Annotated in this window: 18 protein-coding genes; 4 read left to right on the forward strand and 14 right to left on the reverse strand. The window is 69.6% G+C overall.

Going from position 1 to position 24,008, the window contains the following annotated elements; genetic code table 11:
• Nucleotides 1-53: 53 nt before the first annotated feature.
• Nucleotides 54-755 carry an alpha/beta hydrolase family protein gene (locus ACVWZ7_RS00795; RefSeq protein WP_456506587.1) on the forward strand — a complete coding sequence of 234 codons (702 nt, stop codon included), beginning with the start codon at nucleotides 54-56 and terminating at the stop codon, nucleotides 753-755.
• Here ACVWZ7_RS00795 and ACVWZ7_RS00800 read toward each other — a convergent pair.
• From ACVWZ7_RS00800 to ACVWZ7_RS00815, 4 genes are all read right to left on the reverse strand, one after another.
• Nucleotides 752-1,975 (reverse strand): macrolide family glycosyltransferase, encoded by a 1,224-nt coding sequence (locus ACVWZ7_RS00800; RefSeq protein ID WP_456506588.1) that lies wholly within the window; start codon nucleotides 1,973-1,975, stop codon nucleotides 752-754. The two genes, ACVWZ7_RS00795 and ACVWZ7_RS00800, sit on opposite strands and share 4 nt — an antisense overlap.
• 200 nt (nucleotides 1,976-2,175) lie before the next feature.
• Nucleotides 2,176-4,827 (reverse strand): ATP-dependent helicase HrpB, encoded by a 2,652-nt coding sequence (hrpB, locus tag ACVWZ7_RS00805; protein ID WP_456506589.1) that lies wholly within the window; start codon nucleotides 4,825-4,827, stop codon nucleotides 2,176-2,178.
• A gap of 108 nt (nucleotides 4,828-4,935) precedes the next feature.
• Nucleotides 4,936-5,661 (reverse strand): anti-sigma factor family protein, encoded by a 726-nt coding sequence (locus tag ACVWZ7_RS00810; protein ID WP_456506590.1) that lies wholly within the window; start codon nucleotides 5,659-5,661, stop codon nucleotides 4,936-4,938.
• Nucleotides 5,658-6,164, reverse strand: coding sequence for a sigma-70 family RNA polymerase sigma factor (locus tag ACVWZ7_RS00815; RefSeq protein ID WP_456506591.1), 507 nt, complete (start codon nucleotides 6,162-6,164; stop codon nucleotides 5,658-5,660). Before ACVWZ7_RS00815 ends, ACVWZ7_RS00810 begins: the two co-directional genes overlap by 4 nt.
• Before the next feature lie 760 nt (nucleotides 6,165-6,924).
• Between ACVWZ7_RS00815 and ACVWZ7_RS00820 the strand changes: the two genes are divergently transcribed.
• Complete coding sequence (locus ACVWZ7_RS00820; protein ID WP_456506592.1) at nucleotides 6,925-7,362, forward strand: hypothetical protein; 438 nt, start codon at nucleotides 6,925-6,927, stop codon at nucleotides 7,360-7,362.
• 129 nt (nucleotides 7,363-7,491) lie between these two features.
• Entirely contained in the window at nucleotides 7,492-7,758 is a 267-nt protein-coding gene (locus ACVWZ7_RS00825; protein ID WP_456506593.1) for a hypothetical protein, read from the forward strand.
• 59 nt (nucleotides 7,759-7,817) lie between these two features.
• Here the strand turns inward: ACVWZ7_RS00825 and ACVWZ7_RS00830 are convergent, their stop codons facing one another.
• Nucleotides 7,818-8,150 carry a YegP family protein gene (locus ACVWZ7_RS00830; RefSeq protein ID WP_456506594.1) on the reverse strand — a complete coding sequence of 111 codons (333 nt, stop codon included), beginning with the start codon at nucleotides 8,148-8,150 and terminating at the stop codon, nucleotides 7,818-7,820.
• A gap of 747 nt (nucleotides 8,151-8,897) precedes the next feature.
• Between ACVWZ7_RS00830 and ACVWZ7_RS00835 the strand changes: the two genes are divergently transcribed.
• Nucleotides 8,898-9,965, forward strand: coding sequence for a quercetin 2,3-dioxygenase (locus tag ACVWZ7_RS00835; RefSeq protein ID WP_116765814.1), 1,068 nt, complete (start codon nucleotides 8,898-8,900; stop codon nucleotides 9,963-9,965).
• Nucleotides 9,966-10,135: 170 nt separating this feature from the next.
• Here the strand turns inward: ACVWZ7_RS00835 and ACVWZ7_RS00840 are convergent, their stop codons facing one another.
• The 9 genes from ACVWZ7_RS00840 to ACVWZ7_RS00880 form a co-directional block, all read right to left on the reverse strand.
• On the reverse strand, nucleotides 10,136-11,413 hold the full coding sequence (locus tag ACVWZ7_RS00840) for a DUF3500 domain-containing protein (protein ID WP_456506595.1): 1,278 nt from the start codon (nucleotides 11,411-11,413) through the stop codon (nucleotides 10,136-10,138).
• Nucleotides 11,391-13,139, reverse strand: coding sequence for an FAD-dependent monooxygenase (locus ACVWZ7_RS00845; RefSeq protein ID WP_456506596.1), 1,749 nt, complete (start codon nucleotides 13,137-13,139; stop codon nucleotides 11,391-11,393). The genes ACVWZ7_RS00840 and ACVWZ7_RS00845 overlap by 23 nt, the downstream gene beginning before the upstream one ends.
• The gene (locus tag ACVWZ7_RS00850; protein ID WP_456506597.1) at nucleotides 13,139-14,005 is read right to left on the reverse strand and encodes a fumarylacetoacetate hydrolase family protein; all 867 of its coding nucleotides are present in this window, start codon (nucleotides 14,003-14,005) and stop codon (nucleotides 13,139-13,141) included. Before ACVWZ7_RS00850 ends, ACVWZ7_RS00845 begins: the two co-directional genes overlap by 1 nt.
• A gap of 131 nt (nucleotides 14,006-14,136) precedes the next feature.
• Nucleotides 14,137-15,003 (reverse strand): alpha/beta hydrolase fold domain-containing protein, encoded by an 867-nt coding sequence (locus tag ACVWZ7_RS00855; RefSeq protein WP_456506598.1) that lies wholly within the window; start codon nucleotides 15,001-15,003, stop codon nucleotides 14,137-14,139.
• Between the two features lie 97 nt (nucleotides 15,004-15,100).
• Nucleotides 15,101-16,078: an alpha/beta hydrolase fold domain-containing protein gene (locus ACVWZ7_RS00860; protein WP_456506599.1), complete on the reverse strand. Its 978-nt coding sequence runs from the start codon at nucleotides 16,076-16,078 to the stop codon at nucleotides 15,101-15,103.
• Nucleotides 16,075-17,907, reverse strand: a complete 1,833-nt coding sequence (locus ACVWZ7_RS00865; RefSeq protein WP_456506600.1) for a glycoside hydrolase family 3 N-terminal domain-containing protein — start codon at nucleotides 17,905-17,907, stop codon at nucleotides 16,075-16,077. Before ACVWZ7_RS00865 ends, ACVWZ7_RS00860 begins: the two co-directional genes overlap by 4 nt.
• Nucleotides 17,904-18,935: an alpha/beta hydrolase fold domain-containing protein gene (locus ACVWZ7_RS00870; RefSeq protein WP_456506601.1), complete on the reverse strand. Its 1,032-nt coding sequence runs from the start codon at nucleotides 18,933-18,935 to the stop codon at nucleotides 17,904-17,906. Before ACVWZ7_RS00870 ends, ACVWZ7_RS00865 begins: the two co-directional genes overlap by 4 nt.
• Nucleotides 18,936-18,986: 51 nt before the next feature.
• Nucleotides 18,987-21,539, reverse strand: coding sequence for a beta-glucosidase (locus ACVWZ7_RS00875; RefSeq protein WP_456506602.1), 2,553 nt, complete (start codon nucleotides 21,537-21,539; stop codon nucleotides 18,987-18,989).
• Between the two features lie 94 nt (nucleotides 21,540-21,633).
• Nucleotides 21,634-23,931, reverse strand: a complete 2,298-nt coding sequence (locus ACVWZ7_RS00880) for a family 78 glycoside hydrolase catalytic domain (protein WP_456506603.1) — start codon at nucleotides 23,929-23,931, stop codon at nucleotides 21,634-21,636.
• Nucleotides 23,932-24,008 lie beyond the last annotated feature (77 nt).

Raw genomic sequence — 24,008 nt, forward strand, 5'->3', positions numbered from 1 at the left:
AACGTACCAACGTGACGTGGGCAATTGAAGAGCGAACCCGGCATGATGGACGCATGAGCACCCCGGAGTCCCCGATTACCATCGACGTCGGCGATGCCGCCGTCTCGGGCGTCTTCGCGGACCCCGACGGCGCTTTCGCAACCCTCGTTGTTGCCCACGGTGCCGGGGCGGGAATGGACCACCCTTTCCTGGTGGGCTTCACCCGTGCCCTGAACGCACTGGGCGTCGCCACCCTGCGGTTCAACTTCCCCTACCGCGAGGCCGGCAAGAAGTTCCCGGACCGGCCGCCGACGGCAATCGCGGCCTGGCGGGCGGCCATGGACGCCGCCGCGTCCCGCTCCGGCGGCAGGCCGCTGTGGGCCGCCGGAAAGTCGTTCGGCGGCCGGATGGCCTCCATGGCGGTGGCGGAAGGCATGCCCGCGGCGGGTCTGGTGTACCTGGGCTATCCGCTGCACCCGCCCGGGAAGCCGGAGAAAATCCGCGACGAACACCTCTACGGGCTGACGCTGCCCATGCTTTTCCTGCAGGGCACCCGCGACACGTTCGCCACCCCGGAACTGCTGGAGGCCGTGGCAGCGAGGATCGGCCCGTCCGCCACCGTGGAGTGGTACGAGGGTGGCGATCACTCGTTTGCCGTCGCCGGGGCGAAGCGCAGCGCCGACGAGGCGGGGGCGTCGCTGGCGTCCGCGGTGGCTGGGTTCCTCAAGACGCACGGCACGGTGCACGCCGGTATTCCCGTGCTCCCGCTCCCCTAACCGACGGTCCCGAACCGGCCCGCTCCATGCCGCACGTGCGCTTCGATGGCGTCGGCGGCGGCCGCGGCACCTCCCGCGCTGCGGACGATTTCGCTCATGGCGGCCACATTCCGCCGGATCTGCGCATCGGCACGGAGCGCGTCGACCCCGTCGCGGAGCGCCTCCGGCGTGACGTCCTCCGCCGCCAGTCGCCGGCCCAGACCCAGTTCTTCAAGCCGGCGGGCGGTGGCTGCCTGTTCCGGTTGCTGCGGTACGGCCAGCATGGGGACGGCAAAGTACAGCGCCTCCATGGTCGAATTCATGCCGGCGTGGGTGATGAAGACCTCAGCCTCGCGGAGCACCTGCACTTGCGGGAAGAACGGCCGGAACCGGACGTTGGGCGGAACGGTCCCGAGCTCGGTCGGGCTGGTCTGTTCCCCGATGGCCATGGCGACGTCCCAGTCTGTGCCGGCGAAGGCGTCCACGCACATCCGGAAGAAGTCGGGCCGGCGGTTCAGCGGGGTGGTCCCCAGCGAAATGAACAGCAGCGGGCCGGTTCCCCCGCGGACCCAGTCGCCGTCATTGTCCCGGCCGCCGATGCTCGGTCCGACAAACCGGAACCGGTCATCGAAGGTCTCGCCCATGGGCTGGAACTCGCGGGGTAGGAACACGATGTTGAACGGCGCCGGCGGACCGTCGAACATCCGCGGCGTCCGCACGCCCTGTTCGGCCGCGAACTCCGCCACCAGCCGGCCCATGGCCATCCCCACTTTCGCCATCTCATCGGCGCCTCCCGGAGGCGGCGCCGGCATCAGCGATCGCAGCGAGAAGTGCTCGTTCGTGGCGTAGGTGGGCATCAGGGCAATGGCCGGGGCCCCGATCTTTTCTGCCGCCATGCTGCCGCTGAGCGTCATCGCGTCGAAGCAGACGGCGTCGGGCGGGTCCTGCCTGAGGCGGTCCACCAGGGCGGGGAAGCTGGACCGGAGGTCCTCGAACACACGGTTCATGATGGGCAGCATCAGGTGTGCCTGCGCGCGCTGCCCGGGCCCCAGTGCAGGAAAGGATGCCAGCCAGCTGCCGCCGGAAGCGTGGAAGTCCGCGCCGGCGTTGCGGATTCGCTGTTCGAAGTCGGGCGACGTGAAGTACGTGACCCGGTGCCCGCGGCGGACAAGCTCCGCCACCAGCGGCAGGGTCGGGTTCACGTGTCCGTGGGCGGGAATGGAGACGAACGCAAAATGCATGGCCATCACTCTTCATCGCTTGCCGGGATCACTTTATTGACCACTTGAGCGGCGTCCCGCGTGGCTGGCAGTCCGCCGGCGTCGTCCTCCTTCATCATGCCCCTGTTGCCCCTGCCGCGCGAGTGCCGGGCGGCGCCAGTGGCCGCGGGGCGAGGGCCGCGGCCCCGAAACAGGTCCCGGCTCCTGTGTCAGCCCAGGCGTCAGCTTCGGGGCTTGGTCCGGGCTGTCGCGGGCGCCGTCCACGGGTCTTCGGGCCAGGGATGTTTGGGATAGCGGCCGCGCATTTCCGCCCGGACCTGGGCGTAGGGTCCGGACCAGAACGATGCGAGGTCGTCCGTCACGGCCAAGGGTCGCCGGGCCGGGGAGAGCAAATGGAACAGCACCGGCACGCGCCCGTCTGCCAACCGTGGCGTCTCGGCCCAGCCAAAGCACTCCTGCAGCTTGACGGCGACGACAGGCCGGCCCGTGGTGTCGTCCTCGTCCGGGTAGTCGATCCGGATCCGGGATCCGCTGGGGACCGCCAGGGACTCCGGCACCAATTCACCCAGCCGGGCCGCCTCGGGCCACGGCAGCAGCCTGCTCAGCGGTCCGGCGAGGTCGATGCCGCCGGTGGACGCCCCGCCGGCCAAAGCCTCGAGTTCCGGGGCCAGCCACTCGTCAAGCCGGGCCAGCAGCACCGGTTCGGAAACGTCCGGCCAGGGCCCGCCCAACTCCCGGTGAAGGAGGGCAAGACGGCGGCGCAGCCCCTCTGCCGCCGTCGACCATCCGATGGTCGCCAGCCCCTCGCTCGCCAGGGCACGGGCCACGGCCGCGCGGCCTTCCGCCGCAGAAGCCCGGACCGGGGTGGATGCAAGCACGATCGCGCCCAGGCGGCGTTCCCGGCGGGCCGAGACCCTGCCCTGGCTAAAGGTCGCCTCCACCGTTTCGCTCAGGAGGTGGCGGGCGGCGGCCTCCGCGGTGTCCGCCGTCAGCGGCGCAGCAGAGCGGATGACGGCGCCGGTGCCGGCGGCATCCCGCCCTTGTGCGCGCGATACTTCGGCCACACCGAGCCACTCATGCCCGGACAGCGGGCTGCCGGCCGGCAACCCGGCCCGGGTTCCGGACGTGAGCAGGTAGCGCTCCGGCCCGTCGCCCGGAACGCGGCGCGCCACACGGTCCGGGAAAGCCAGCGCGACGACGAAGCCGATCGCCTCCGCGGCGCCCACCGTCACGGCAGGCACGACGCCGGATGACTCCTGGTGCGCGATCCCCTCCATCCGCCGGACGTCCTCCGCCCAGCGCCGGGAGCCGGGGTCCCGTCCGGACCGCAGCGCGGCCACAAGGCGCGTGAGGTCTGCGCCCGGGGCGCGCTGGTCCCCCGAGACCAGGGCCACGGCCTCGGCCGCGGTGCGGTGGCCCACCGTCGGGGCGCCGTCCAGCAGCGCACGGGCCAGCCGGGGGTCCGTGGGGACCCGGGCCAGGAGCTTGCCCAGCTCGGTTGCGTGACCGTCCGGCGTCACGGCGCCGAGTTCGCGCAGCACTTCAACGGCCTCGTCCATCGCGGCCCGGGGCGGCGCGTCAGGCAGGGCCAGTCCAAGGCCGCCTGGGGCTCCCCAACATGCCAGGAGCAGTGCGGCACCGGTCAGGTCTGCTGCCGCAATCTCCGGAGTCTGGTGGGCCGGTGCGGCGCCAAAGGCTTTCTGGTCGTAACAACGGATCACGGTGCCCGGGCCCTGGCGTGCGGCACGGCCGGCGCGCTGTTCCGCGGACGCCCGGGAGCAGGACACCGTCACGAGGCCGGACATCCCGCGGCTGGAATCACGCCGGGGCTCGCGCGACAGCCCGGAGTCGACGACCAGCCGGACACCCGGGACCGTGAGGGAGGACTCGGCGAGTGCCGTGGAAACGATGATCCGGGCGGTCCCGCCGGGCTCGCGGCCGGAGACGGCCCGGTCCTGCTCTGCCGGGGCGGCCTGGCCGTGGAGTTCCAGGACCTCCGCGCGGCTCCGGCCCCTCAGCCGGGCAGCAATGTAGGAGACCTCCCACGCTCCCGGGACGAACACCAAGGCATCAATGTCCCTTCCGGCATCCAGCGCCGCGGCGTGCCCCGCCGCTGCCGTGTCGGCCACATGGTCCAGGAAAGCCCGGGTCACGCCCCGCTCGTCCAGCCGCGGCGCCGCCGCCGGGGCCCATTGGACGTCGAGGGGGAACAACGCGGAGGGGCAGTCCACCACGGGCGCCGGACCGCCGTCGTCGTTTCCCGTCGCGGCGTCACCGATCAGTTCCGCGAAACGGGGCGCGTCAAGGGTCGCCGACATGGCGACGAGCGTGAGGTCGCCGCGCAGCTGGCGGACTTCAGCGAGCATGCCGACGAGGAGGTCGGTCTCGAGCCCGCGTTCGTGGACCTCGTCGAGGATCACGGCATCGATGCCCTCAAGTCCGGCGTCAGCGAGGAGCCGGCGCAGCAGAATGCCCGGGGTGACGAACTCGATGACCGTGCCGGGACCGGTCTGGCGTTCGCCGCGGACGGTGTAACCCACACGGTCACCGAGCCGGGTGCCGTCGAGGGAGGCCAGGCGCCGTGCGGCCGAACGGACGGCGACGCGGCGCGGCTGGGTGACGACAATCCTCGGACGCCCGCCCCGGCCTCTTTTCCCGTCGGCCGCGATGTTGGCGAGCAGCGGCGGGACCAGCGTCGTCTTGCCCGTGCCTGGAGGGGCCTGCACAACGGCGGAGGCCCCGGCACCCCCGCCTTGGAGCGCCGAAGCGAGATCCCCCAGCGATTCGGCAAAGGTCAGTCCCGCCCCGATGAAGCCGAGGTCAAAGAGGCCGGTGGAGCGGGCCGGGTCCAGTGGCGGGGTCGCGGAAGTCACTCCTCCATTCTCACCGCTATTCAGCCCCGCCCGCGCCGGTTGATCCTCCCGCCGCCTGCATCCGCATGCGGGAGTCCTTTCCGTCACCCGGCCGGGCCTGCCCCGAAGTCACAAGCTCGCGCTGAGGAGTGTCAGCCCGCTGGAGACGGCGCGGATTTCGACGCGGCGGATGTCGGCGACCCGGACAGCGGTGGTAGCCGTCGGCGTGGCCGGTGTCCCTGGCGTTGCCGTCCAGGTGGCCACCTGCGTGATAACACCCCTGGCGTCGACAACCACCAATCCGTACTCCTCCCGGGCGCGGGGACCGCCGGGTCCCGCCTGCGAGGCGACGTCCGCCGGGGAAGGCGTGTACGTGCACTCCCAGTCGATCCGCGTTCCCCACGGCTGTCCGGTGAGGGTTCCCTTCGCAACCAGCGTGCTCTCGGCTACGGGGGTGAAGTTGAGGGCTGTTGCCGATGCCGCCTGCGTCTGCACTGCCGGCGGCGCCGGGGCGGTAACCGCAACTGTGACCGCCCCCGACGCGGCAGCGGCGCCCAGCACTAGTCCGGCAACGGCAAGTCGCGCGCGACGGCGCCCTTGCTGCGTCCTTTTCGCCAGCGCGGGGAGGAATCCCTGAGCCGGCTTTTCGCCGTCGGTCTGTCCGAGGGCTTGTGCCTCTTCGGGTGACAGAGCAGCCAGAAGCGACGGCAGTCCGGCGAGTTCGGCCACGGCGGCCCGGCATCCCGCGCAACCGGACAGGTGTTCCTCGAACTCATGACGCTCCGAGGGCACCAAGGATCCCAGCACATACGCGGCATCCCAGCTGCGGTACTCATCAATGCCACTGTGGTTCATCGAGTCACGCCTCCCTCCTGCAGCGCCAGCCGCAACGCCTTTAATGCGTAATGCAACCGCGACTTCACGGTTCCCTCCGCCAGTTGGAGGCTTTGCGCGATTTCGGCTGTTGTCTCGCGTCGATAGTAGGAGTGGATGATGACGGCCCGGTGCTCGGGGGACAGTCCGGCCAGGGCATCCGCCACGAGCCACCCATCCAGGATCCTGTCGACCTTGTCCGCTTCTGGAATGTCCGGAAGCTGGTCGGTTCGGGCTTCGTGGCGTCTGCGGGCGCTGCGCCGGTCATCGATGACAAGATTTCGGGCGACCGTGTAGAGCCACGCCCGCACCGCCGCCTCCGGGCGTTGCAGGATCGCCGGGTGTTGCCAGGCGCGTATCAGCGTCTCCTGCACGACGTCGTCGGCCAGCGTGCTGTCGCTGGTCATTCGCATGACGAATCGCCACAGCGCCGGGCCGTACGCCTCGTGCAGCGTACGCAGCAACTCGGCCTCCTGATCGGACATTTCGGCCTCCTGGCATGTACTACGACGCCGGCGCGCTAACGGTTCACCGGCCCCGATTTTGCCTGAAAATCCGGGCCGCGTTGAACCCCCGGGCTGCCGGGCCCGTTCTAGGGACAGCCCGGCTGAACACGGCCGGCCTTCCCCCAGGAGTGCACCATGAAGTTTTCCCGCCCGGCGTATGCCGCCGCCGCGCTGGGCATGACCCTGTTGCTCGGCGCCTGCTTCGCCGGACACACGGCATCGCCGGCACCCGCCCCCGCCCCCGCCACGGTCGCACCAGTGCCTGCGACCGGGAGCGCATCACCACTGCCCAGGGACCCTGCAAGCCTTGATCCCGCTCCACCTCCGGCCGTTGCACCGGCCGCCCCGGCCCCGGCCGTCCCGCCGCCGGCTCCAGTACTCCCTCCCCCGGCCCCGGCGGTCCGGCCGCCCGCACCCGCGCCGCGACGCGTCGTTCCGCCAGCTGCCCCGGCCCCGCGGCCCATGGTTCAGCCGCCCGCCCGGACACCCGGCGGGAACGACCATGATGCTGATAACAACGGAGGACCGGACGACGGTGACGGCAACAGGTAGCACCAATGATCCGCTTCGCCCGCGCCCAAGGACGCGGTTCCTTGCCCGGCTGCTGGGGGCGACGGCGGTGATGGTCGCCAGCGGTTGCAGTTCCGCGCCTGGCAACGGGATGCCTGCTGCATCTCCGTCCGGCCCAACGCCGTTCGCCTGGTTCCGCGCCGGACCGGCACCGGAAGGGTGGCAGTCCATGGAACTCCCGGACGCAACCGCAGTCCTGTCCATCCCGCCCTTTGCAACACCGACGCCGGGCGACCCCGGCAGCGTATCGGCAACGGTCACCGGGCCTAATGGTGAGCTCAGGATCTATCTCAACGCCACGCCGCAACAGGGCGACGAGTCACAGTCCAACTGGCCCGATTTTCGCCTCGCCCATCTCACAGGCGAGAACGCCGCATCCGCAGACCGGGTATCGTACCGTTCCGGAATGCCGTTCCGGGGCGGCCTCGGGTCATGCGTCGAGGACACGTACGTCACACGCGTTGGTGCGCATAGGTACCGGGAAATAGCCTGCCTTGTTGCAGGATCCCGGGGCAGCAGTGTTGTGGTGGCTGCCGCACCTGCTGCTTCCTGGGACCTCTACCGCCCCGTGCTGGAGCAGGCTGTGAACGCCTATGTCTCCGAGTAGGCACGCGTCCGCCTGGGTGCGGCCCCTCTCACCGGATGGCCCCCTCAACGGACGATGGGGGCACTTGGTTGGATTAGGCAGCACGAACACGCGAGACTGGAACATCTCGAACGCGAAAGTGGGCACCACATGATCAATCTCAAGCAGGACGCTGAGGGCTTCATCCGCATGAACCGGCATTTCCCCGAAACGGCGCTCATCAGCATCACGTTCAATAACGGCTCAGAGCAGGTGTACTCCGGGCGCCGGCTCAACGGCATCTATGACGAAGCCCTGGCCGTCTACCGCGCACAGAACCACCTGGACGCCAAGGGATACTCCCGCGCACCGAAAAAGACGGTGCACCCCGCGAACAAGATCGAGTTTGTTCCGGTCCATGCCGGAATGGCCCCGTAGCGGCAGACTCCCGCGTGCGGGCAGTCCCCCGGGGGCCCCGACTGCTCCGGCCGCCCGCGTCAGACGACGCCGATCGCGCCCCCGTGCGCCGGCCGTCGAAGGGCTCTGGCGCGGATACGGAGGTCGTTATCGTGCACCCGCCGGTCCACACCCGGCACCGTGGTGGAGGCCGGCTTGGGCCGCGGTGCTGCCGGAACGTCGGGCGCGCCGGACGGGCACAAGTCACTGATCAGCCCCATGCCGGCGTACTCCCGCACTGCGGTGATGCCGGCGACGGCGGCGGGTTTGTCCACAAAGGCCGTGGAGACCGCAAGCACTGCGCCGTCCGGGCCTCTGAGCCGGAACCTGAAGCAGGCATCGACGTCAACAAATAGTTCAAATGTGCCTGCCATGATGATCCTCCCGATTGGCGGGCTCCCCTTCCGGACATCGTTGCCACAGAGCGGATGGGAAAGCTTCGCTGCTGCCCGCTGGTTTGGTCCTTCTGGCTGAACAGGTAACGTCAGCCCGTTTTAAAAGTCTCGCTGCAGCCTTGGAACGCTCACAAGGTCGGGTACGTAAATCCTAGGTAAATAGGAGTCAACCGCGCCGCGCGGCCTCCGGCGCAGGGCCGGCGGAATGCCTCTAGAGTGGCGGCCAATGGTCACGGCAGTAGGCCACACGGGTGGCCACCGCCGACGCTGGCGGGATCACCCGGTCCCAGGACGGGACGACGTCGTCATTCCCTCCTGACGGCTCCGTTGCCGCTGCGCGGCTCGCGTCGCCGGAAAACCCGGCCATGGCTAGATCGTTGGACAACGTACCCCCCGGTTTCTTGGCTGGAGGCGCACCGGCTCGCATTACGGACCGCCATGCGCCTCACGTCACCCTATCGGCGGGGACAGACGCCGAAACAGGGACTTATGACCGTATCGGGGAACGCAATCGACGCCTAGGCCACAGGACCGGACAGCTTCAGCCGGACACAAAACCGCCTCAAATCCGGCGTCGAATCATCCCAAGTCCCTCCCCGGAGGTCCGGCCGTGCGGCCGACGACACTGGAAGTGTTTCATCCATTGGAATTGGATGTCGTTCCATCAGGGAATCCGAGGCAGTGTTGTGGACAGACCGCGGTCCACTGACAGGAAAGAAGGAAGCGATGTCCCTCAGCGTTGAGGAAATGAACAAGCAACTCCCGGCGGCCAATGTGCTGCCAGGGGAAGCCGTGCCGTATTACATGGCCTCGGGCGAGGGCGCGCGCTATGAGATCAACGGCCAGCTCGTCACAGTCATCGCCCGCGCGGCGGACACCGGCGGGATCTTCAGCGCCGCCTACATTTCCGGTGGCATGGGCGCCGAATCGCCCTTTGTGAGCCACGCGGTGGAGCACAAGACGCTGTATGTCTTTGACGGAATCCTGCACGTCTGGCTGCCCGGCGAAAGCCGCATCCTGACGCCCGGGGACTCCGTGGTGATCCCGCCGGGAACGCCGCACGCGTACCGGATGGCCAGCCACTACACCCGGTTCCTGAACTGGATGACCCCCGGCGGTGCAGAGGCATACTACGAACGCGTCGGCACGCCCATTGATTCGCACGTCCCGCCGGTCACGGCCGGCCGCAGGCTCAGCCTGCGCGAGTGTGCCGAGGTGGGCGCCGAATTCGGCATCACGTTTCCCGACGTCGAGCGGGTGGCACCGTCCTTCCGGCAGGACGCCGGACTCCCGGCCGCCCAGAGCCCCTACTTCCTCAGCGCCGGAGAAGGCGAGCGCATGGTGAGTTACCAGACCATGTTCACGTACCTGTCCCGGCCGGCGAATACAGGATCGAACTATTTTGCCGTCCACACCAAGGGCGCCAAGTCTCCGTATATTCCGCTGCATTTCCACGAACAGCACACGGAAAACTTCCTCTGCACCGAGGGCCGGATGTGGATCTACGCCAACGGTCGCGAGGTCCTGCTCACCAAGGGCGATTTCCTCCACGCTCCGGCGGGAACCATCCACTCCTTCGCGTTCGATTCCCACAACACCCAGATGGTCGGGTTCCTCACCCCGTCGGTCTTCAACGGCTTCTTCGAGTACTTCAACAAGCCCACCGAGGACTACATGTACACCGAGGGCGGCGAACCCTACATGGACATGGAGGGCTTCGGACGGGCCCAGGCCGAGATGGACCTGACCGTGGTGGGTCCCCCGCCCCAGCGCCGCGCAGCGCTGGATATCTGACCGCCGGAGATCACAACGTACGACGGCGGCGGCCTGCGGTTCACGCTGCGGACCGGATACAGCATGGCCCGGACTTCCTGAGGAAGTCCGGGCCATGCTGTATCTGGCGGGCTGGCCGCACGAGCCTGGCCGTCAGCCAGCCGACGACCGTACCGGAACGTACATTTCCGTCAGCGGGCGCGCGATGTTTCCGGCACAGCCGCCCGGTCCGCGACCCGCAGCGCCTGGCGGACCAATGCGCGTCCGTAGTCGTTGCCGTTCGGCGTCCGCATGACGGTGTGCATGTGGAACGGAGCCGGGGTGTCGTTGCTGAGGAAGACTCCTGTGTGGTGGTCCAGTTCCATGATCAGCACGGGGCTTTGCAGTCGGAAGTAGAAGGCGTCCTCCGCCTCCCAGCCGCCGATCCAGCAGAACCATGTCTCGTCCCAGTGGGCCGCGATCTCCCGTCGGCGGGCCATCCGCGGCCCATCCGGGAGGAGCGCGATGAAGTCTTCCACGAGCTCGTCCAGGATCGTGCGGGCCGTGGCCGGCATCGCGCTGACCGGGATGCCCTCGTAGGGGATCACGCGGTTGTCCTGGAAGCATCCGGCCAGGTGCCGTTCGTCCCCGGGGTGCAGGCGGCCCTCGGGCATGGCCGGGTCCTGCATGTCCGCGAAGACTGTGGCTTTGTGCCGCAGGGGCCCGGGCAGGGACGCCATGAGCCGCCGCGCCAGGGCGATCCGCTCCTTGAAGACCTTCACGCCCCGGTGCGGGCCGGCGTCGATGCTGTCCGGTTCCGCGCCAAGGAACACCGGCGAGACCACCAGCTGGGTCCCTGCCACAAGAACGTTGAGCGCCACGTGGTGGCCGAAGAGCTGCCAGCCCCACGGCGCCGTCTCCGACGGTTCCCCGTACAGGGCGAAGTTGTAGCTGTACTCGTTCATGAGCGCCGGCAGCTCCACGAGCTCGCCGAGGAACCCGTTGATCCGCATGAGGTTCCGCACGAGCTCGAGCCCTGCCGGGCTGAGGCTCGCCTGCAGGACCGCCAGGATCAGCTCGCGCACGTCCAGGTCCAGCTCGTCCAGCCGCAGTCCCGTGTCGTGCTGCATGAATTCCGGGTTGGCCCAGCTTTGCCATTCGTGGGCGTCCACGTCATAACAAAGCTGACCGGTCTGGTCCGGCGTGAGGGTCTCCAGCAGCTTCCTCGCCGCCGCCACCATCGCGGCCACGGGCGCTTCCTCCCCCGCCGCCGCAGGCTTGAGCGGGTACAGCCCGGGACGGACGGCGCCGTCGCTGGTCACCCCCGTAAACGGCTGCGGATAGAGGATCTCCCAGCCCCGGATCATGGGCCCGGCGAAGGAGTCGGTCTTCGCCGCCTCGGCATAGCCGCGGGCATCAAGGCCCCGGATCTGCGCCACCCGCGGGTGGTCGGGCGGGTAGAGGTAGTTACGGAAGGACGGCTCGGACACGCGAACTCCTGTCTGGGTCGTGGGAAGGTGTTGCCAGCGGCCAGCCCGCGGCCACGCCAATGGCTGCGGCGGCCCCTGCCGGGTCGGTCCCCCGCCAGGCGATGTGCTGGTCCGGCCGGACCAGCACCGCGTCGGCCTGCCAGTGCGTGGACATGGCGGTCCCGAGCTGGTCGGGGCCGACGGCGACGACGGCCAGCGGAATGCCGCGCACCGCGGCGGCAGCCGGGACTGCTGCGTAGGCCTGCCCGGCCGTGCGGCCGCCCAGGCTTTCGCGGTCCACGAGGAGGGTGAAGCCCGGATCCAGCAGGTCATACAGCGATGTCGTCGCATCGAGCCAGGCATGCGGGAGCAGCGCTCCCGGACTCGCGGAGGGGACGTAGGCGACGGGGTCCTCAGCGGGAACCGGCAGGCCGTCCGGAACCACCAACGGCGAGGAGCCGTAGCCGTAGCCGAGCACGAGTCCGAGTGAGTCGAACTCACTTTGCTTGACGGCCAGCGCGTCCCTGGCCGCGTGCCGGGCCGCTGCGCCCTCCGCACCGTCCAGGCCCAGGGCCGGGTCCGCGAAGTGGTACGCGAGCGCCTGCCCGTTGGCCGCGGCGTCCCGGATGGTCCGGGCCGCCACGGGACGCCGCTCCAGCTCGTAGCTGCCCGGGAGGGCGGGGCCGGCCCAACCGTCGAGGACGGCGGCGATCTTCCAGGCCAGGTTGGCGGCGTCGCCGATGCACGTGTTGAAGCCGTGGCCGCCCCACGGCGGGTTCAGGTGCGCCGCATCGCCGACCAGGAACACGCCGTCGTGCCCGTACCCCGGGGCGAGCAGCATGCGCGCGGTCCACGGATCGGTGGCGATGATCTCGACGTCGACGTCGGTCCCCACGAGGGAGCGGACCAGGCTTCCGGCGTCGGGGGATGCGCTGCCGTCAACGCCCTGGATGATCGCCCACCAGGTGCTCCCGAGGTCCAATCGTCCCACCATGCCCGACACGTCCGGGCCCAGGACCCAGTACTGGACCGCCGGATCGAGCGCGATCGCGGCGGCGAGGTTCTCGGAGCGGAACAGGACACTGATGTTGGAGAGCTCGGCGGATCCGCCGTCCAGGCGGATGTTCAGGCGCCGGCGCACGGTGGAGGAACCGCCGTCTGCCGCGGCGACGAAGCTGCAGTCGATGGCCCTGCGCCGCCCCGTCGCGTCTGACACCGCCACGCGCGAGCCGAAGCGCCGCGGGCCGAAATTCCGGGTTCCGTTGCCCTGGTTGATGTCGAGGTCCTCAACGCTCAGGCCGGTCAGCAGCGTGATGAGCGGGGATTCGGCGACCGCTTCCCGGAGCACGGCTTCCATCACGGGCTGCGGGACCTGCTGGCCGCATTCCGGCTGGGGGCCGTAGCGGCCGGGGGCCAGCTGGAACGCCTGGCGGAACCGGGTAATTTCGTGACCGGTGAGGGCCGAGCAGAAGATGACGTCCTGGGCGTATCCGACGGGCAGCGGGGCGGCGTTGCGGAGTTTGTCCGCCAGCCCGAGCCGGCGCAGGTGGGTCATGGTCCGTGCGTTGGTGGTCTTGGCCCGCGGCCTGTCGGGGTCGATGCCGATCCGCGGCTCGATCACGACACTCGCGATGCCACGGTGCGCCAGGTCCAAGGCGAGGAACAGCCCGCTGGGTCCCCCGCCGGCGATCAGCACAGGCGTCTGCTCCGGCAGGTCAGCCAGGGCCGCGTTGTCGACGGCGGTCATCAGGCCCGTGCCCGCAGTGAGGGGCCGCCCACGGGCGTAGTCAGCGTTCCCAGCGTGTCGATCTCAACCTCAACGGTGTCGCCGGGCTGCAGGAGCCACGGCGGGGTGCGTACGTAGCCCACGCCCTCCGGGGTCCCGGTGGCGATGACGTCTCCAGGATGCAGGGTGAACGTCTGGCTGATCAGCGCGATGATGGCCGCCACGGAAAAGATCATGTCCCGGGTGTTGCCGTTTTGGACTTCTGCGCCGTTCACCCGGGTCCGGACCTGGAGGCCCTCGCGGAGGTCTCCGGCCTCGTCACGGCTGACCAGCGGGCCGAGGGGCCCGCTGAAGTCGCCGTTCTTGCCCAGAGTCCACTGCGAAGTGAGCTTCTGGGCCCGGCGCGCGGTGAGGTCGTTGAAGGTGGAGTAGCCGAAGACGGCCTCCGCGGCGGTGGCCTCGTCGGCGGATTCCACGCGCTGGCCGATGTAGGCGGCAACTTCGCCTTCCCAGTCCAGTCCGGCTTCGCCCGAGGGGACGAGGACCGGTACGTTTCCAACCGAAAGAGACGCCGTCCAGCGCCCGAACAGCGTGGGGTAGGGAGGAAGTTCCTGGTCTTTGTAGCTGCCTTCCGCGGCGTGGGCCTTGTAGTTCAGGCCGACACAGATCACCCTGGCTGAGGCCGGCACCAGCGGGACCTCGGTGACGCTGCCGCGCTCAAGCGAGCTGCCGGACCCCAGCGCGCCAGCAGCTAAGGAGAGCGCTTTTTCCTGCCAGCCGGCGGCATCCGCCCAGAAGTCCTGAACGGTAGCCAGCGGAAAGACCCGCGAATCCGCCAGGGCAGCGACCCATGCCGCGCCGTCGTGGGTTATGCCTATGTACTGCATGTGGAGGGCCTTTCGGGTTCCGCCCGGACGGGCGCGGTGATGGAAATGGTGATCTGTAAAAATCGGCACGGCAAAGCTGCGCGGGGTGCGGGCCGAAGCCTGCACAGCGCGGCGACGCGGGAACGGTGGTGTCAGGGAACGTGCGACTGGCGGAGGAAGAAGTCCACCGTGGCGTCCATGGCTTTCTCCGCGGCCGCCTGGCTGTGATCGGGCAGGATCCACATGTGGTCCGCGTCCTCGATCAGGAGGAGTTCGACGTCGGCGCCGGCGGCTTCCAGCGCCGCCGCGAGGGATGTGGACTGGGCCGCGGGCACGAAGCGGTCCGCGGTCCCGTGGACCAGGAGGAACGGCGGCGCCGCCGGTGACACGTAGCTCACGGGGCTGGCGGCCGCGGCTTTGCCGGGAGCCTCGGCCAGGACCGCACCGACGAGCAGTTCCTCGCGGGACCCGGGGTCGTCAGCGCTGGCGACAGCGTTGGGCAGGCTTTGTTCGCCCATCCGGGGCAGGTCCGCGGGAGCGTACCAGGCGGCCACGGCTGCGACCTCGCCGGGAGTGTCGCCGTCGGCGCCTGCTGGGGCGTCTCCGGGGGCGAGCCCCACGAGGCTGGCCAGATGTCCGCCAGCGGAGTCGCCCCATGCGTAGATCCGGCCCGGATCCACGCTGTAGTCCTGCGCATGGTCCCGGAGCCAGTGCACGGCGGCCTTTGCGTCTTCCAGCTGCGCCGGGAACTGTGCGGTCGTGCTGAGCCGGTAGTCGGCCGAGACCACCACAAACCCCGCATCGGTGAGCCGCCGGAACGGGCTGAAGCCGAAGCCGTCCAGCACCGGGCCGAGCGAGGACCGCTCCCCCACCCGCCAGCCGCCGCCGTGGAAGTGCACGATGGCCGGGAAGCCTTTCCCGGTCTGTTCTGCGGAGGGCAGGTAGGCGTCCAGCAGCAAAGGTTCGGAACCTTCGGGGCAGGCGAACTCGATCCCCTTCAGGACCTGTTCTACTGTCATCTTCGGCTCCTTCTGCTGCTTGCCGGCGTCTCTCGATGTTCCGGCGTCTTCATCAAGGGTGTCTGATGCCCGTCTGCCCCGGCACCAGGCATTTCAATCATTGGAACGGCTTTGCCTGTATGAGTGCCGTCGCCAGGAACGCGAGGCCGTCCTGCACGATCCGGAGCCCCGCGGAGTGGTTCAGGTACCCATGGATGGCTCCTGCCTCGAGGCGGAAATCGACGTCGGTTCCGGCCTGCCGGAGACCGGCCGCGAACCCTTCGGCCGAGTAGCGCAGGTCGTCGTATTCGCAGGCGATGATCGCCGCGGGCGGCAACCCGGAGGGGTCCGCGTTCCCGGGCATGGCATAGGACGACGCCATAGCGACGGGTCCGCCGATGTAGTTCTCCACCAACGCGCGGCAGTCATCCGGCGTGAACCGCAGGAGCCGCGGGAGCCCCTCGAGCACGTCCGCAGTGCCGTCGGCTCCGGCCATGCCACCGGGCGCGGGCAGTTCGGCGTGCAGGAACGGGTACGCGAGGAGCAGCCGGGCCGGCATCGGCAGTCCGGCGTCTTTGAGGTAGAGCGCGGCGCCCACGGCGAGGTTGCCGCCGGCACTGGCGCCGCCCAGGCACACCCGGCCGGCGTCCGCGCCGAGCTTTACGGCGTGCTCCACGGTCCAGAGCCAGGCGGTGAGGACGTCCTCGTGCGGTACGGGGAAGTGCACGCCGTCGCGGGCAAGCCGGTAATCCACCGAGATCACCGCGCCGCCGCTCCGGGCGGCGACTTCCCTGGCCAGCTGGTCGGCTTCACGCATGTCGAGCCCGCCGCCGGCAAATCCGCCGCCGTGCATCCAGACGAGTGCTGGAGCGTCGGCACGGACCGCGGCGCCCCCGTAGATCCTGAGCGGGACGGGCCCGTTTGGTCCGCGGGCCTCAACTTCCCGGACGCGGACGTCGGGCGCCTCATAGGGCAGGCTGCCGGCGCTGAAAGCCTCGAGCCGGTCCGGGCCGCCGGGTTGGGCCAGGACCTCGGTGAACGACCCCGCGCCGGCCAGGTGATGGAGCGCGCCGGCGAGGTCCGGATCCAGGGTCATGGCCGGCGCCCCGCCATAGGCCCAGCGCCGGGCAGCGGAACCCGCGCGCCGTCGGCGTCTCCGAAGGCGGCGTCTCCCGCGGCCGGCAGGGACAGTCCGTGGCCGTAGCGGAAGACGGGGTCTTCGGTATCGAAGGGCATGTCCTCCCGCGAGGCCTCCACGGCAGCCATGGACCGCGGGAGGTCAAAGGGCAGCCGGCCCTCCGGCACGGCACGCCCGGTGATGATGTCCGCGAGTGCGTCGGCGTCGGATCCGTAGTTGGCCAGCAGGGCCGCGGCGTGTTCGGCGAGTTCGGGCAGGACGGCGGGCCGTTCGAGGTTGATGTCGATCACCGTGGGGACGGCCTGGCAGATGGCGGTGACACGCTCGATCTCCTCCGGTGCGAAGGCCAGGTTGCCGCAGTGGAAGAAGGATTCGAAGCCCTCGCCACGCACTTCGAACGGGGTGCGCAGCCGGAGAATCGCGAGGTCCGCGGCCTCCGGCGTCGGGACGGCGATGAAGCCCGGCCCCAGGTCCCCGGCCGTGAGGCCTTCGAGGTACACCCTCGCCCCTTCGGTCAGCGGCAGGGTCGGGACGCCGTCGACGTCCTTGTTGGTGAGGAGTGTGTACGAGCGGCGCTGCATGGCCCGCCCGGCCGCCCGGAATTGCGGGGTTCCCACCGAGGTGTCGGCGGCGGCCGCGTCCACCAGGGGATTCTCGAACAGCCCCAGGAGGAATTTCTCCTCCAGCAGCTTGCGGACGGAGACGTCCAGCCGGTCCTCGCTGAGCTTCCCTGCCCGGACAGCGCCGGTCATGAGTTCAACGCAGCTTTCGCCGCCGATCTGGTCCACACCGGCGTCCAGCGCCTTAAGCAGCCGCTCCTCGGGGGTCAAATGTTCCACGCCCCATGCCCGGGCCGGGAAGACCCTGCCGAAAATGTCCCCGTCGGTGAGGATGCCCCAGTCCGAGCACACGATGCCGCCGAAGCCGAGCTCTTCCCGCAGGAGTTCCGTGAGGATGCGCTTGTTGAAGGCGAAGCCCACTTCCTCGTATTCGGTCCCGACCGGCATGCCGTAGTAGGGCATGACCTGGCGCGTGCCGGCGTCGACGGCTGCCCGGAAGGGCAGCAGGTGGTAGTCCAAGTTGCCGCCGGGATAGACCTGTTCGCGGCCGTAGCTGAAGTGCGGGTCCTCCCCGTTGAGCTGGGGGCCGCCCCCGGGGAAGTGCTTGGTCATGGTGGACACGGACTCCGTCCCGAACGTCTCGCCTTGGAAGCCGCGGACGTAGGCGCCCACCAGGTCCGCGGCGAGCTCGGCGCTCTCGCCGAACGTGGCGGCACCGCGGGACCAGCGCGGTTCGGTGAAGACGTCAACCTGGGGGTGCAGCGCGGCCCGGATGCCGACCGCGCGGTACTCCTGCCGGGCGACATCGGCAAACTCCTCCACGGCGTCGGGGTCCCCGACGGCAGCGAAGCCGAGCGCCTCGGGCCACTGGGAGAACGGGCCGGCCAGGGCCCCGGTGCCCGGGTTGTCCGTGTAGGCGTGGCGCGGGTCGGTGGAGAGTGTGACCGGGATGCCCCAGCCGGTTTCCGCGGCGATCCGTTGGATGCTGTTGTGCCATTCGGCGAGTTCCCGGGCCTGGGTAGCGGCGCCAATGATGTTGAAGTGGTTGATCCGGCGCTCGCGGATCAACTCCTCGGCCGGGCCTGTGCCGAGTGCGAACGGGAGCGCGCCGTGAAACATCAGGCCCGCCTTGTCCTCGAGCGAGAGCCGGGACAGGAGGTCCTGGACGCGTTGCCCGACGGGCAGGGCGGCGTCCTGGTAGGGGTAGCGGGTGGTGGCGGGGGTCATGGCTGGCTCAATTCGTTGGAGAGGAAAGTGACGGCGGCGTCCAGGATGCTGTCGATCCGGTCTTCCGCGCCGAAGAAGCAGTGGTCTGCGCCGTCGACGACGACGACCTCGTTGCGGACGCCCGCGGCGTCAAGCGCCTGCGAGAGGATCACGCTCTGGGACAAGGGCACGAGAGCGTCGCTGTCGCCGTGGATCAGCAGGAACGGCGGCGCGTCTGCGCTGACGTGGCCCAGCGGGCTGGCGGCCTCCAGCAGCTCCGGTTCGCCGGAGCCGCCAACGAGCATGGGCCCCGGTTCCAGGCTCATCCCGGCCGGTACGGCGGCAACCATGGGGCCGGCAAGGAGGCCGTCCGGGAGCTGTATCGGGGGCATGAGGGGCAGCGAAGATACCCCATAGAAGTCCACGACGGCGGAGACCGCGCTGGAGGGCCCCTGCGCCCCGATCCCGCCTTCGAGGTCTTCCCGGCCGCCGGTCAGGCCCAGCAGCGCCGCCAGGTGGCCGCCCGCCGATTCGCCCCAGGCGCCAATCCGGTCCGGATCGATCCCCAACTCCCGGGCATGTGCGCGGAGGTAGCGCACCGCCGCTTTCAGGTCATGCAACTGGGCCGGGAAGGCTGCTTCGAGGGCCAACCGGTAGTCGACGGTCGCACAGGCGATCCCTGCCGCGTTGAGCCGGGAGAAGACCGAATTCACGGGGAACGTGGGCGGCAGCTCACGCCGGTCGCCCAGTTGGAAGGCGCCCCCGTGAACCCAGAGCACCAGCGGCACCGGACTCTTACCCTTGCCCCCGTGCCGGCCGGTCCGCGGAAGCCAGATGTCCATGGTCAGCGGACGGAACCCGATAGTCCTGACGTAGCTGACTTCCCGGTGCACGCCGGAGATCGCGGACACTTGGACGGCCGTGCCCGGGCCATCGAAGGCAGGGAAGGCGGGACCCGCGGCTCCGGCCCGCGGTGCCGCTCCGGCCGGGGGTGCCGGAGCGTCGGGGCTTCCTGCCATTTCGGTTGCTGCGGTTTCAGTAGTGGTCATGCTGCGCTCCTGATGAGGTCGGGGTGGTTCACGGCTGCAAACCGTGTTCAGTTATGGGCGGGGACGGTCACTGGCGGGAACGGGCGCTGCCGGGCTAGTGGATGCTGCGAGGGTGACGGACACGGCGAAGGGTCCGGACAGCGCGGCAGGCGCGGCCCCGGCGTGCTCGGCCGGAGCGATCCTGAAAGTGGTCGCCTCGTCGCACCAGCCGCGTCCGGCGTTCCAGTGCTGGAAGGACCGCCCGGGCAGCGTCACCGTGATCTCCCGGCGTTCCCCGGCCGGGATGAGGGCCGTCGCGAAGCCGGCCAGCCAGAAGTCAGGGCGTTCCACGGCCGATTCCGGGGCGTCGGCGTAGATCTGGGCCAGATATTTTCCGGCCCGGGACCCGGTGTTGCGGACGGTCAGCACGGCCTGGAGGTCGTCCCCGGGCGCCGGTGCCCCGAGCAGCCTGAACCCGTCCACCGCGAACGTCGTGTAGCCGAGGCCGTGGCCCAGCCAGTACGCCGGGGCGGCAGGTTGCCCGGTTTGACTGGCGTGCGTGGCTTGTCGGGCCCAGCCGCGGTATCCGACATGGAGCCCCTCCATATACTCGAGCCGACCGTGCCGCGGGCGGGTGTCCCGGACCGGAGCGTCAGCCAGCGCGGCAGGCCAGGTGGTCGGCAGGTGGCCGCCGGGTTCGGTGTCGCCGAACAGCACGTCGGCCAGGGCGTTGCCGAATTCCATGCCCGGGAACCAGACCAGCAGAACGGCGGCGGCGTCGTTGCGCCAGGGCATTTCGACGGGGGCACCGGCGTTGACCACCACCACCGTGCGCGGGTTGGCCGCGATGACGGCGCGGACCAGGTCATCCTGCCGGCCCGGCAGCGCAAGGGATGTCCGGTCGAAGCCCTCGCTTTCGACGCCGCCGGAAGTCCCCACCATGACGACGGCGACGTCCGCGGCACCTGCTGCGGCAGCGGCCTTGGCAATCTCGAGGTCGGCCGGCCCGCGGGGTTCGTCGACGGCCAGCCCCACGCGGAACAGGGTGGCATCCGGATGCCAGGTGTAACGCAGCGTGAGCCGCACCGGTTCCCCCGCCGCCAGTTCGACGTCGGCGGCTTCCTCCGGCGCGCCGATCAGCACGGCCTCGATGTCCGCATAGCGGTGGCGCGAATCCGCGGCCGCCACGCTCTCCCCGTTGACCTCCAGGGTGGCGTGCCCAATAGCTTTGAAACCCAGCTTCCAAAGGCCGGAAACCTGCGGGGTGAAAATTGTTTCGATGTCGACGGCGGTGGCGCCGTCAGGGATGGCCCCGGCGCCCCGGGTGAGGGTGGTGCGGGGACCGTATTCCTCCGCGAGGGTGCCGGCGGCTCCCCGCCAGGTTAGCCGGACGCGCCGTTGCCCCGAGCCCGGCGCCCGGCCCGGTGCGTGACATTCGGCGTCGCGGGGTTCGCGAAGGCCGTCGGAGAGCCAGGCACCCTGGACCGTGGTGAGCTGAGCGCCGTCGCCGAGCCGGGCACGCAGGCCGGCGGCGGGCGCTACCGTGTAGGACGGGAACACCGATGCGCTGCCGCCGCCCTGGGTCCGGGGGTCCATGGCCGCCGGGCCGATTACGGCGAGGGACGTGATGTCCCGGGGTGCGAGCGGGAGGATGCGGTCGTGGTTTTCCAGGAGCACGAATCCTGCCGCCGCGGCCTCGCGTGCGACGGCGGCTCCGGCTTCAGGTCCGGCTTCGGGTTCCGCCGGTTCCTGCCGGCGGCCCTCCTCCACGCGCCGGCCCAACGTGAGCAGCCGGCGCACTTTCCCGTCGATCACGGCCTCGGGGACCAGCCCGGACGCGTTAGCTTTCACCAGCGGGTCGCCCCACAGTTCTTCCGGACCGGGCATGGCGAGGTCCGTGGCGGACAGGGCCGAGTCCACGGTGGAGTACACCGCATGCCAGTCGGACACCACAGCGCCGTCGAATCCCCACTCGGTCTTGAGCGGGTTCTCTGTGAGGGGATTTTCGGTCATGGGCTTGCCGTTGACGCCGTTGTAGGCCGCCATGATCATCCACGGGCGGGCCTGTTTGACCACCCGTTCAAACGGTGCGAGGTACACCTCATGCAGGGTCCGTTCGTCGATCAGGTTGTTGACGGTCATCCGTTCGGTCTCCGCCTCGTTGGCGACGAAGTGCTTGGGGCACGCACCAATGCCCTGGCCCTGGATTCCGTCGACATACGCGGCTGCCAGTTCACCGGTGAGGAGCGGGTCCTCGGACAGGCATTCGAAGTTACGGCCGGCCAAAGGGGATCGGTGCAGGTTCATGGTGGGTCCGAGCACCACGTCCACCTCCTGCCGCCGTGCCTCGGCGGCCAGCAGCCTGCCCACCCGGGCCATCAGCCGCCGGTCCCAGGAAGACGCCAGGCATGTGGCGGACGGCAGGTTCACCGAGCCGGCGGCCTCGTTGTCGCGGTGGCCCCGGACCCCCACGGGTCCGTCGGACACGGTGATCTTCGGTAGGCCGAGGCGCGGCTCGGCCTGGGTGAACCACAGGCCGGAGCCGCTCAGGAGCCGGATCTTCTCAGCCACCGGAAGGGTGCGGATCGCGTCGTCGACGTCGGCGTCAAAGCTCGTGGAGGTCATTCTTTAGTGCTCCTGATCGTGGGGTGTCTTCAATTGCCAGCCTGTTTTCCCGCCGGCGGGGTGGATAGCGGACTTACGAAACGACGGCCGCTGCCTACACCGCGGCGGACGTCAGTCGGTGCGCGCCGGCACCCACGGTGCGGGAGTCCTGTCCCGGCAGCCGGATCTCCGCCTCCACTCCGTCAGGGATCATCGCGTCGAGTTCCAGCGCGCCGTCCGCCGACGTCCGCCACTCGACAGCGATGGTGCCGTGCGGGCTGCGTAGGCTGGTCTTGGCCCAGTCGATGCCGCCTCCCGGCACGGGCGCGATCAGCACCTTGGAGTAGCCGGGGGCCAGGGGCCGGATACCGCCCACGTACTTGTGCAGCCAATCGGCGATGGCACCGAGTGCGTAGTGGTTGAAGCTCGTCATCTCGCCGGGGTTGATGGTGCCGTCCGGCAGCATGGAATCCCACCGCTCCCAGACGGTGGTGGCTCCCATGGTCACCGGGTACAGCCACGACGGGCACTCCTGTTCCAGCAGGAGCCCGTAGGCCTCCTCGATGTGTCCGGTATCGGCCAGGGCGCCGGTGATAAACGGGGTTCCGGCGAAGCCAGTCGAGACGCGGTACTGGTTGTTCCGCACCAGTTCGGCGAGGCGGGTGCCGGCAAAGTCCCGCTGCTGGCTGGTCTGCAGTACGTCGAAGGCGATGGCCAGGGCATAGACGGTGGTGCAGTCGCTACGGATGGTGCCGTCGGCGGCAACGTAGTGGGTGTTGAAGGCCGCTTTGACCCGTTCGGCGAGGCGGCCGAACGCGGCGGCGTCGGCGTCGTGCCCCAAGAGCGCAGCCGTAGCCGCCGTGATGGACGCCGTGCGGTAAAGGCATGCGGTGGCGACGACGCCGGTGTCCGCCTTCGCGGCCCACGGCTGGTCCGGCGCGGCGTCCGGGTCCAGCCAGTCGCCGAACTGGAAGCCTTCATCCCAGAGTCCGGCGGGCGATAGCAGGCCTTCCACCCGGCGTGTGTGAGAAGCCATCGAGCCATACTGGTCCTTGAGCACGGTGTCGTCGCCATAGGCCTCCCACAGCGCCCAGGGCACCCACACGGACGCATCGCTCCAGATGGCCGAGGATTCCGGTGCCGGGAATTCCGGTGGCTGGGGGCAGTACTTCAGCGCGTCCGGCACTGTGATGGGAACGAGCCCGCCGGCGGCTTTTTGTTCTGCGGCCAGGTCCAGCAGCCAGTCCTGCAGGAATCCCTTGACGTCGTAGAGGAAGGCGGCCGTCGGGGCGAATACGGCGATATCCCCGGTCCAGCCGAGCCGTTCGTCGCGCTGCGGGCAGTCGGTGGGAAGGTCCAGGAAGTTTCCCTTCAGGCCCCAGACGATGTTGTGGTGCAGCTGGTTCACCAGCGGGTTGGAGCACTCGAAACGGCCGGTGCGTTCAAGCGCGGAGTGCACCGCCACGGCCTCAAGGGATGCCGCGGTCAGATCGCCGGGCCAGCCGGTGACCTCCGCGTAGCGGAACCCGTGGAAGGTCCTGCTCGGTTCGAAGAAGTCCTGGCCGCCGGAGAGGATGAAGGTGTCGGTGGCCGCGGCCGAGCGCAACGGCCGGGTCCCCAGCTCGCCGTCTTCCAGTACTTCGGCGTGACGCACTGTGATGGTGGTGCCGGCCTCGCCCTGGACGGTGAAGCGCAGCCAGCCCACCAGGTTCTGGCCAAAGTCCACCAGTGTCTTGCCGCCCGGTGAGGTGAAGATCTCCACCGGTTTGAGGACCTCGTTGCGCACCACCGGCGGCCCGACGGGGTCTGCCAGGCGGTCGGCGTCGAACTCCAGCTCGTGGACCCCGACCCAGGTGCCTGCCCGCGCGCTGGCCGGCGCAGCGGCGCCGGTGTCGAACCCCGGCCGGGCCCAGCCCTCCGGTTGCCGCCGAGCGTCAATGGCCTGTCCGTCGTAGAGGTCGTTGGCCGTGGTCCCGGACGGCCCCGACTGCCAGGACGGGTCCGAGGCAATCGTCTGGACGTGGCCGTCGGCGAATTCGATGTCCAACTGACCGAAGAACCCAAGCTCATCGCCGTACAGACCCGATTTGCCGTGCCAGGCCAGGCGGCCGCGGTACCAGCCATTGCCAAGCGCAACGCCGATCACCGTGTCGGGTTCCACGAGCGCGGTGACGTCGTAGCTGCGGTAGCGCAGGCGCCATTCATAGGAGCTCCAGCCGGGGCTGAGAACGTCATCGCCGACCGGGACGCCATTGATCTGTGCCTCGTAGATTCCGAAGGCCGTTGCCCGCAGCTGCGCGTTCACCACGGGGCCGTGGCCCTCGTCGAGCCGGAATTCCTTGCGCAGGAGGGGTGCGCCGTCGAAGTCTTGATCGGCGGCGATCATCGTGGCGGACCAGGGTGCCGGGGTCATGTGGTGTCTTCCGTTCTTGTGCTGGTTTTCGTGGGAGGGGCTGAGGGGTGACGCGGGTGGCGCGGCCTCAGGATTCG

This window comes from Arthrobacter sp. TE12232 (assembly GCF_054062615.1).

Excerpts from the sequence above, each read along its gene's own strand:
- ACVWZ7_RS00795 (WP_456506587.1), top strand. The coding sequence starts at position 54 with ATGAGCACCCCGGAGTCCCCGATTACCATCGACGTCGGCGATGCCGCC.
- ACVWZ7_RS00800 (WP_456506588.1), bottom strand. The coding sequence starts at position 1,975 with ATGCATTTTGCGTTCGTCTCCATTCCCGCCCACGGACACGTGAACCCG.
- ACVWZ7_RS00810 (WP_456506590.1), bottom strand. The coding sequence starts at position 5,661 with ATGAACCACAGTGGCATTGATGAGTACCGCAGCTGGGATGCCGCGTAT.
- ACVWZ7_RS00815 (WP_456506591.1), bottom strand. The coding sequence starts at position 6,164 with ATGTCCGATCAGGAGGCCGAGTTGCTGCGTACGCTGCACGAGGCGTAC.
- ACVWZ7_RS00820 (WP_456506592.1), top strand. The coding sequence starts at position 6,925 with ATGGAACTCCCGGACGCAACCGCAGTCCTGTCCATCCCGCCCTTTGCA.
- ACVWZ7_RS00825 (WP_456506593.1), top strand. The coding sequence starts at position 7,492 with ATGATCAATCTCAAGCAGGACGCTGAGGGCTTCATCCGCATGAACCGG.
- ACVWZ7_RS00830 (WP_456506594.1), bottom strand. The coding sequence starts at position 8,150 with ATGGCAGGCACATTTGAACTATTTGTTGACGTCGATGCCTGCTTCAGG.
- ACVWZ7_RS00835 (WP_116765814.1), top strand. The coding sequence starts at position 8,898 with ATGTCCCTCAGCGTTGAGGAAATGAACAAGCAACTCCCGGCGGCCAAT.
- ACVWZ7_RS00845 (WP_456506596.1), bottom strand. The coding sequence starts at position 13,139 with ATGACCGCCGTCGACAACGCGGCCCTGGCTGACCTGCCGGAGCAGACG.
- ACVWZ7_RS00850 (WP_456506597.1), bottom strand. The coding sequence starts at position 14,005 with ATGCAGTACATAGGCATAACCCACGACGGCGCGGCATGGGTCGCTGCC.
- ACVWZ7_RS00855 (WP_456506598.1), bottom strand. The coding sequence starts at position 15,003 with ATGACAGTAGAACAGGTCCTGAAGGGGATCGAGTTCGCCTGCCCCGAA.
- ACVWZ7_RS00860 (WP_456506599.1), bottom strand. The coding sequence starts at position 16,078 with ATGACCCTGGATCCGGACCTCGCCGGCGCGCTCCATCACCTGGCCGGC.
- ACVWZ7_RS00865 (WP_456506600.1), bottom strand. The coding sequence starts at position 17,907 with ATGACCCCCGCCACCACCCGCTACCCCTACCAGGACGCCGCCCTGCCC.
- ACVWZ7_RS00870 (WP_456506601.1), bottom strand. The coding sequence starts at position 18,935 with ATGACCACTACTGAAACCGCAGCAACCGAAATGGCAGGAAGCCCCGAC.
- ACVWZ7_RS00875 (WP_456506602.1), bottom strand. The coding sequence starts at position 21,539 with ATGACCTCCACGAGCTTTGACGCCGACGTCGACGACGCGATCCGCACC.
- ACVWZ7_RS00880 (WP_456506603.1), bottom strand. The coding sequence starts at position 23,931 with ATGACCCCGGCACCCTGGTCCGCCACGATGATCGCCGCCGATCAAGAC.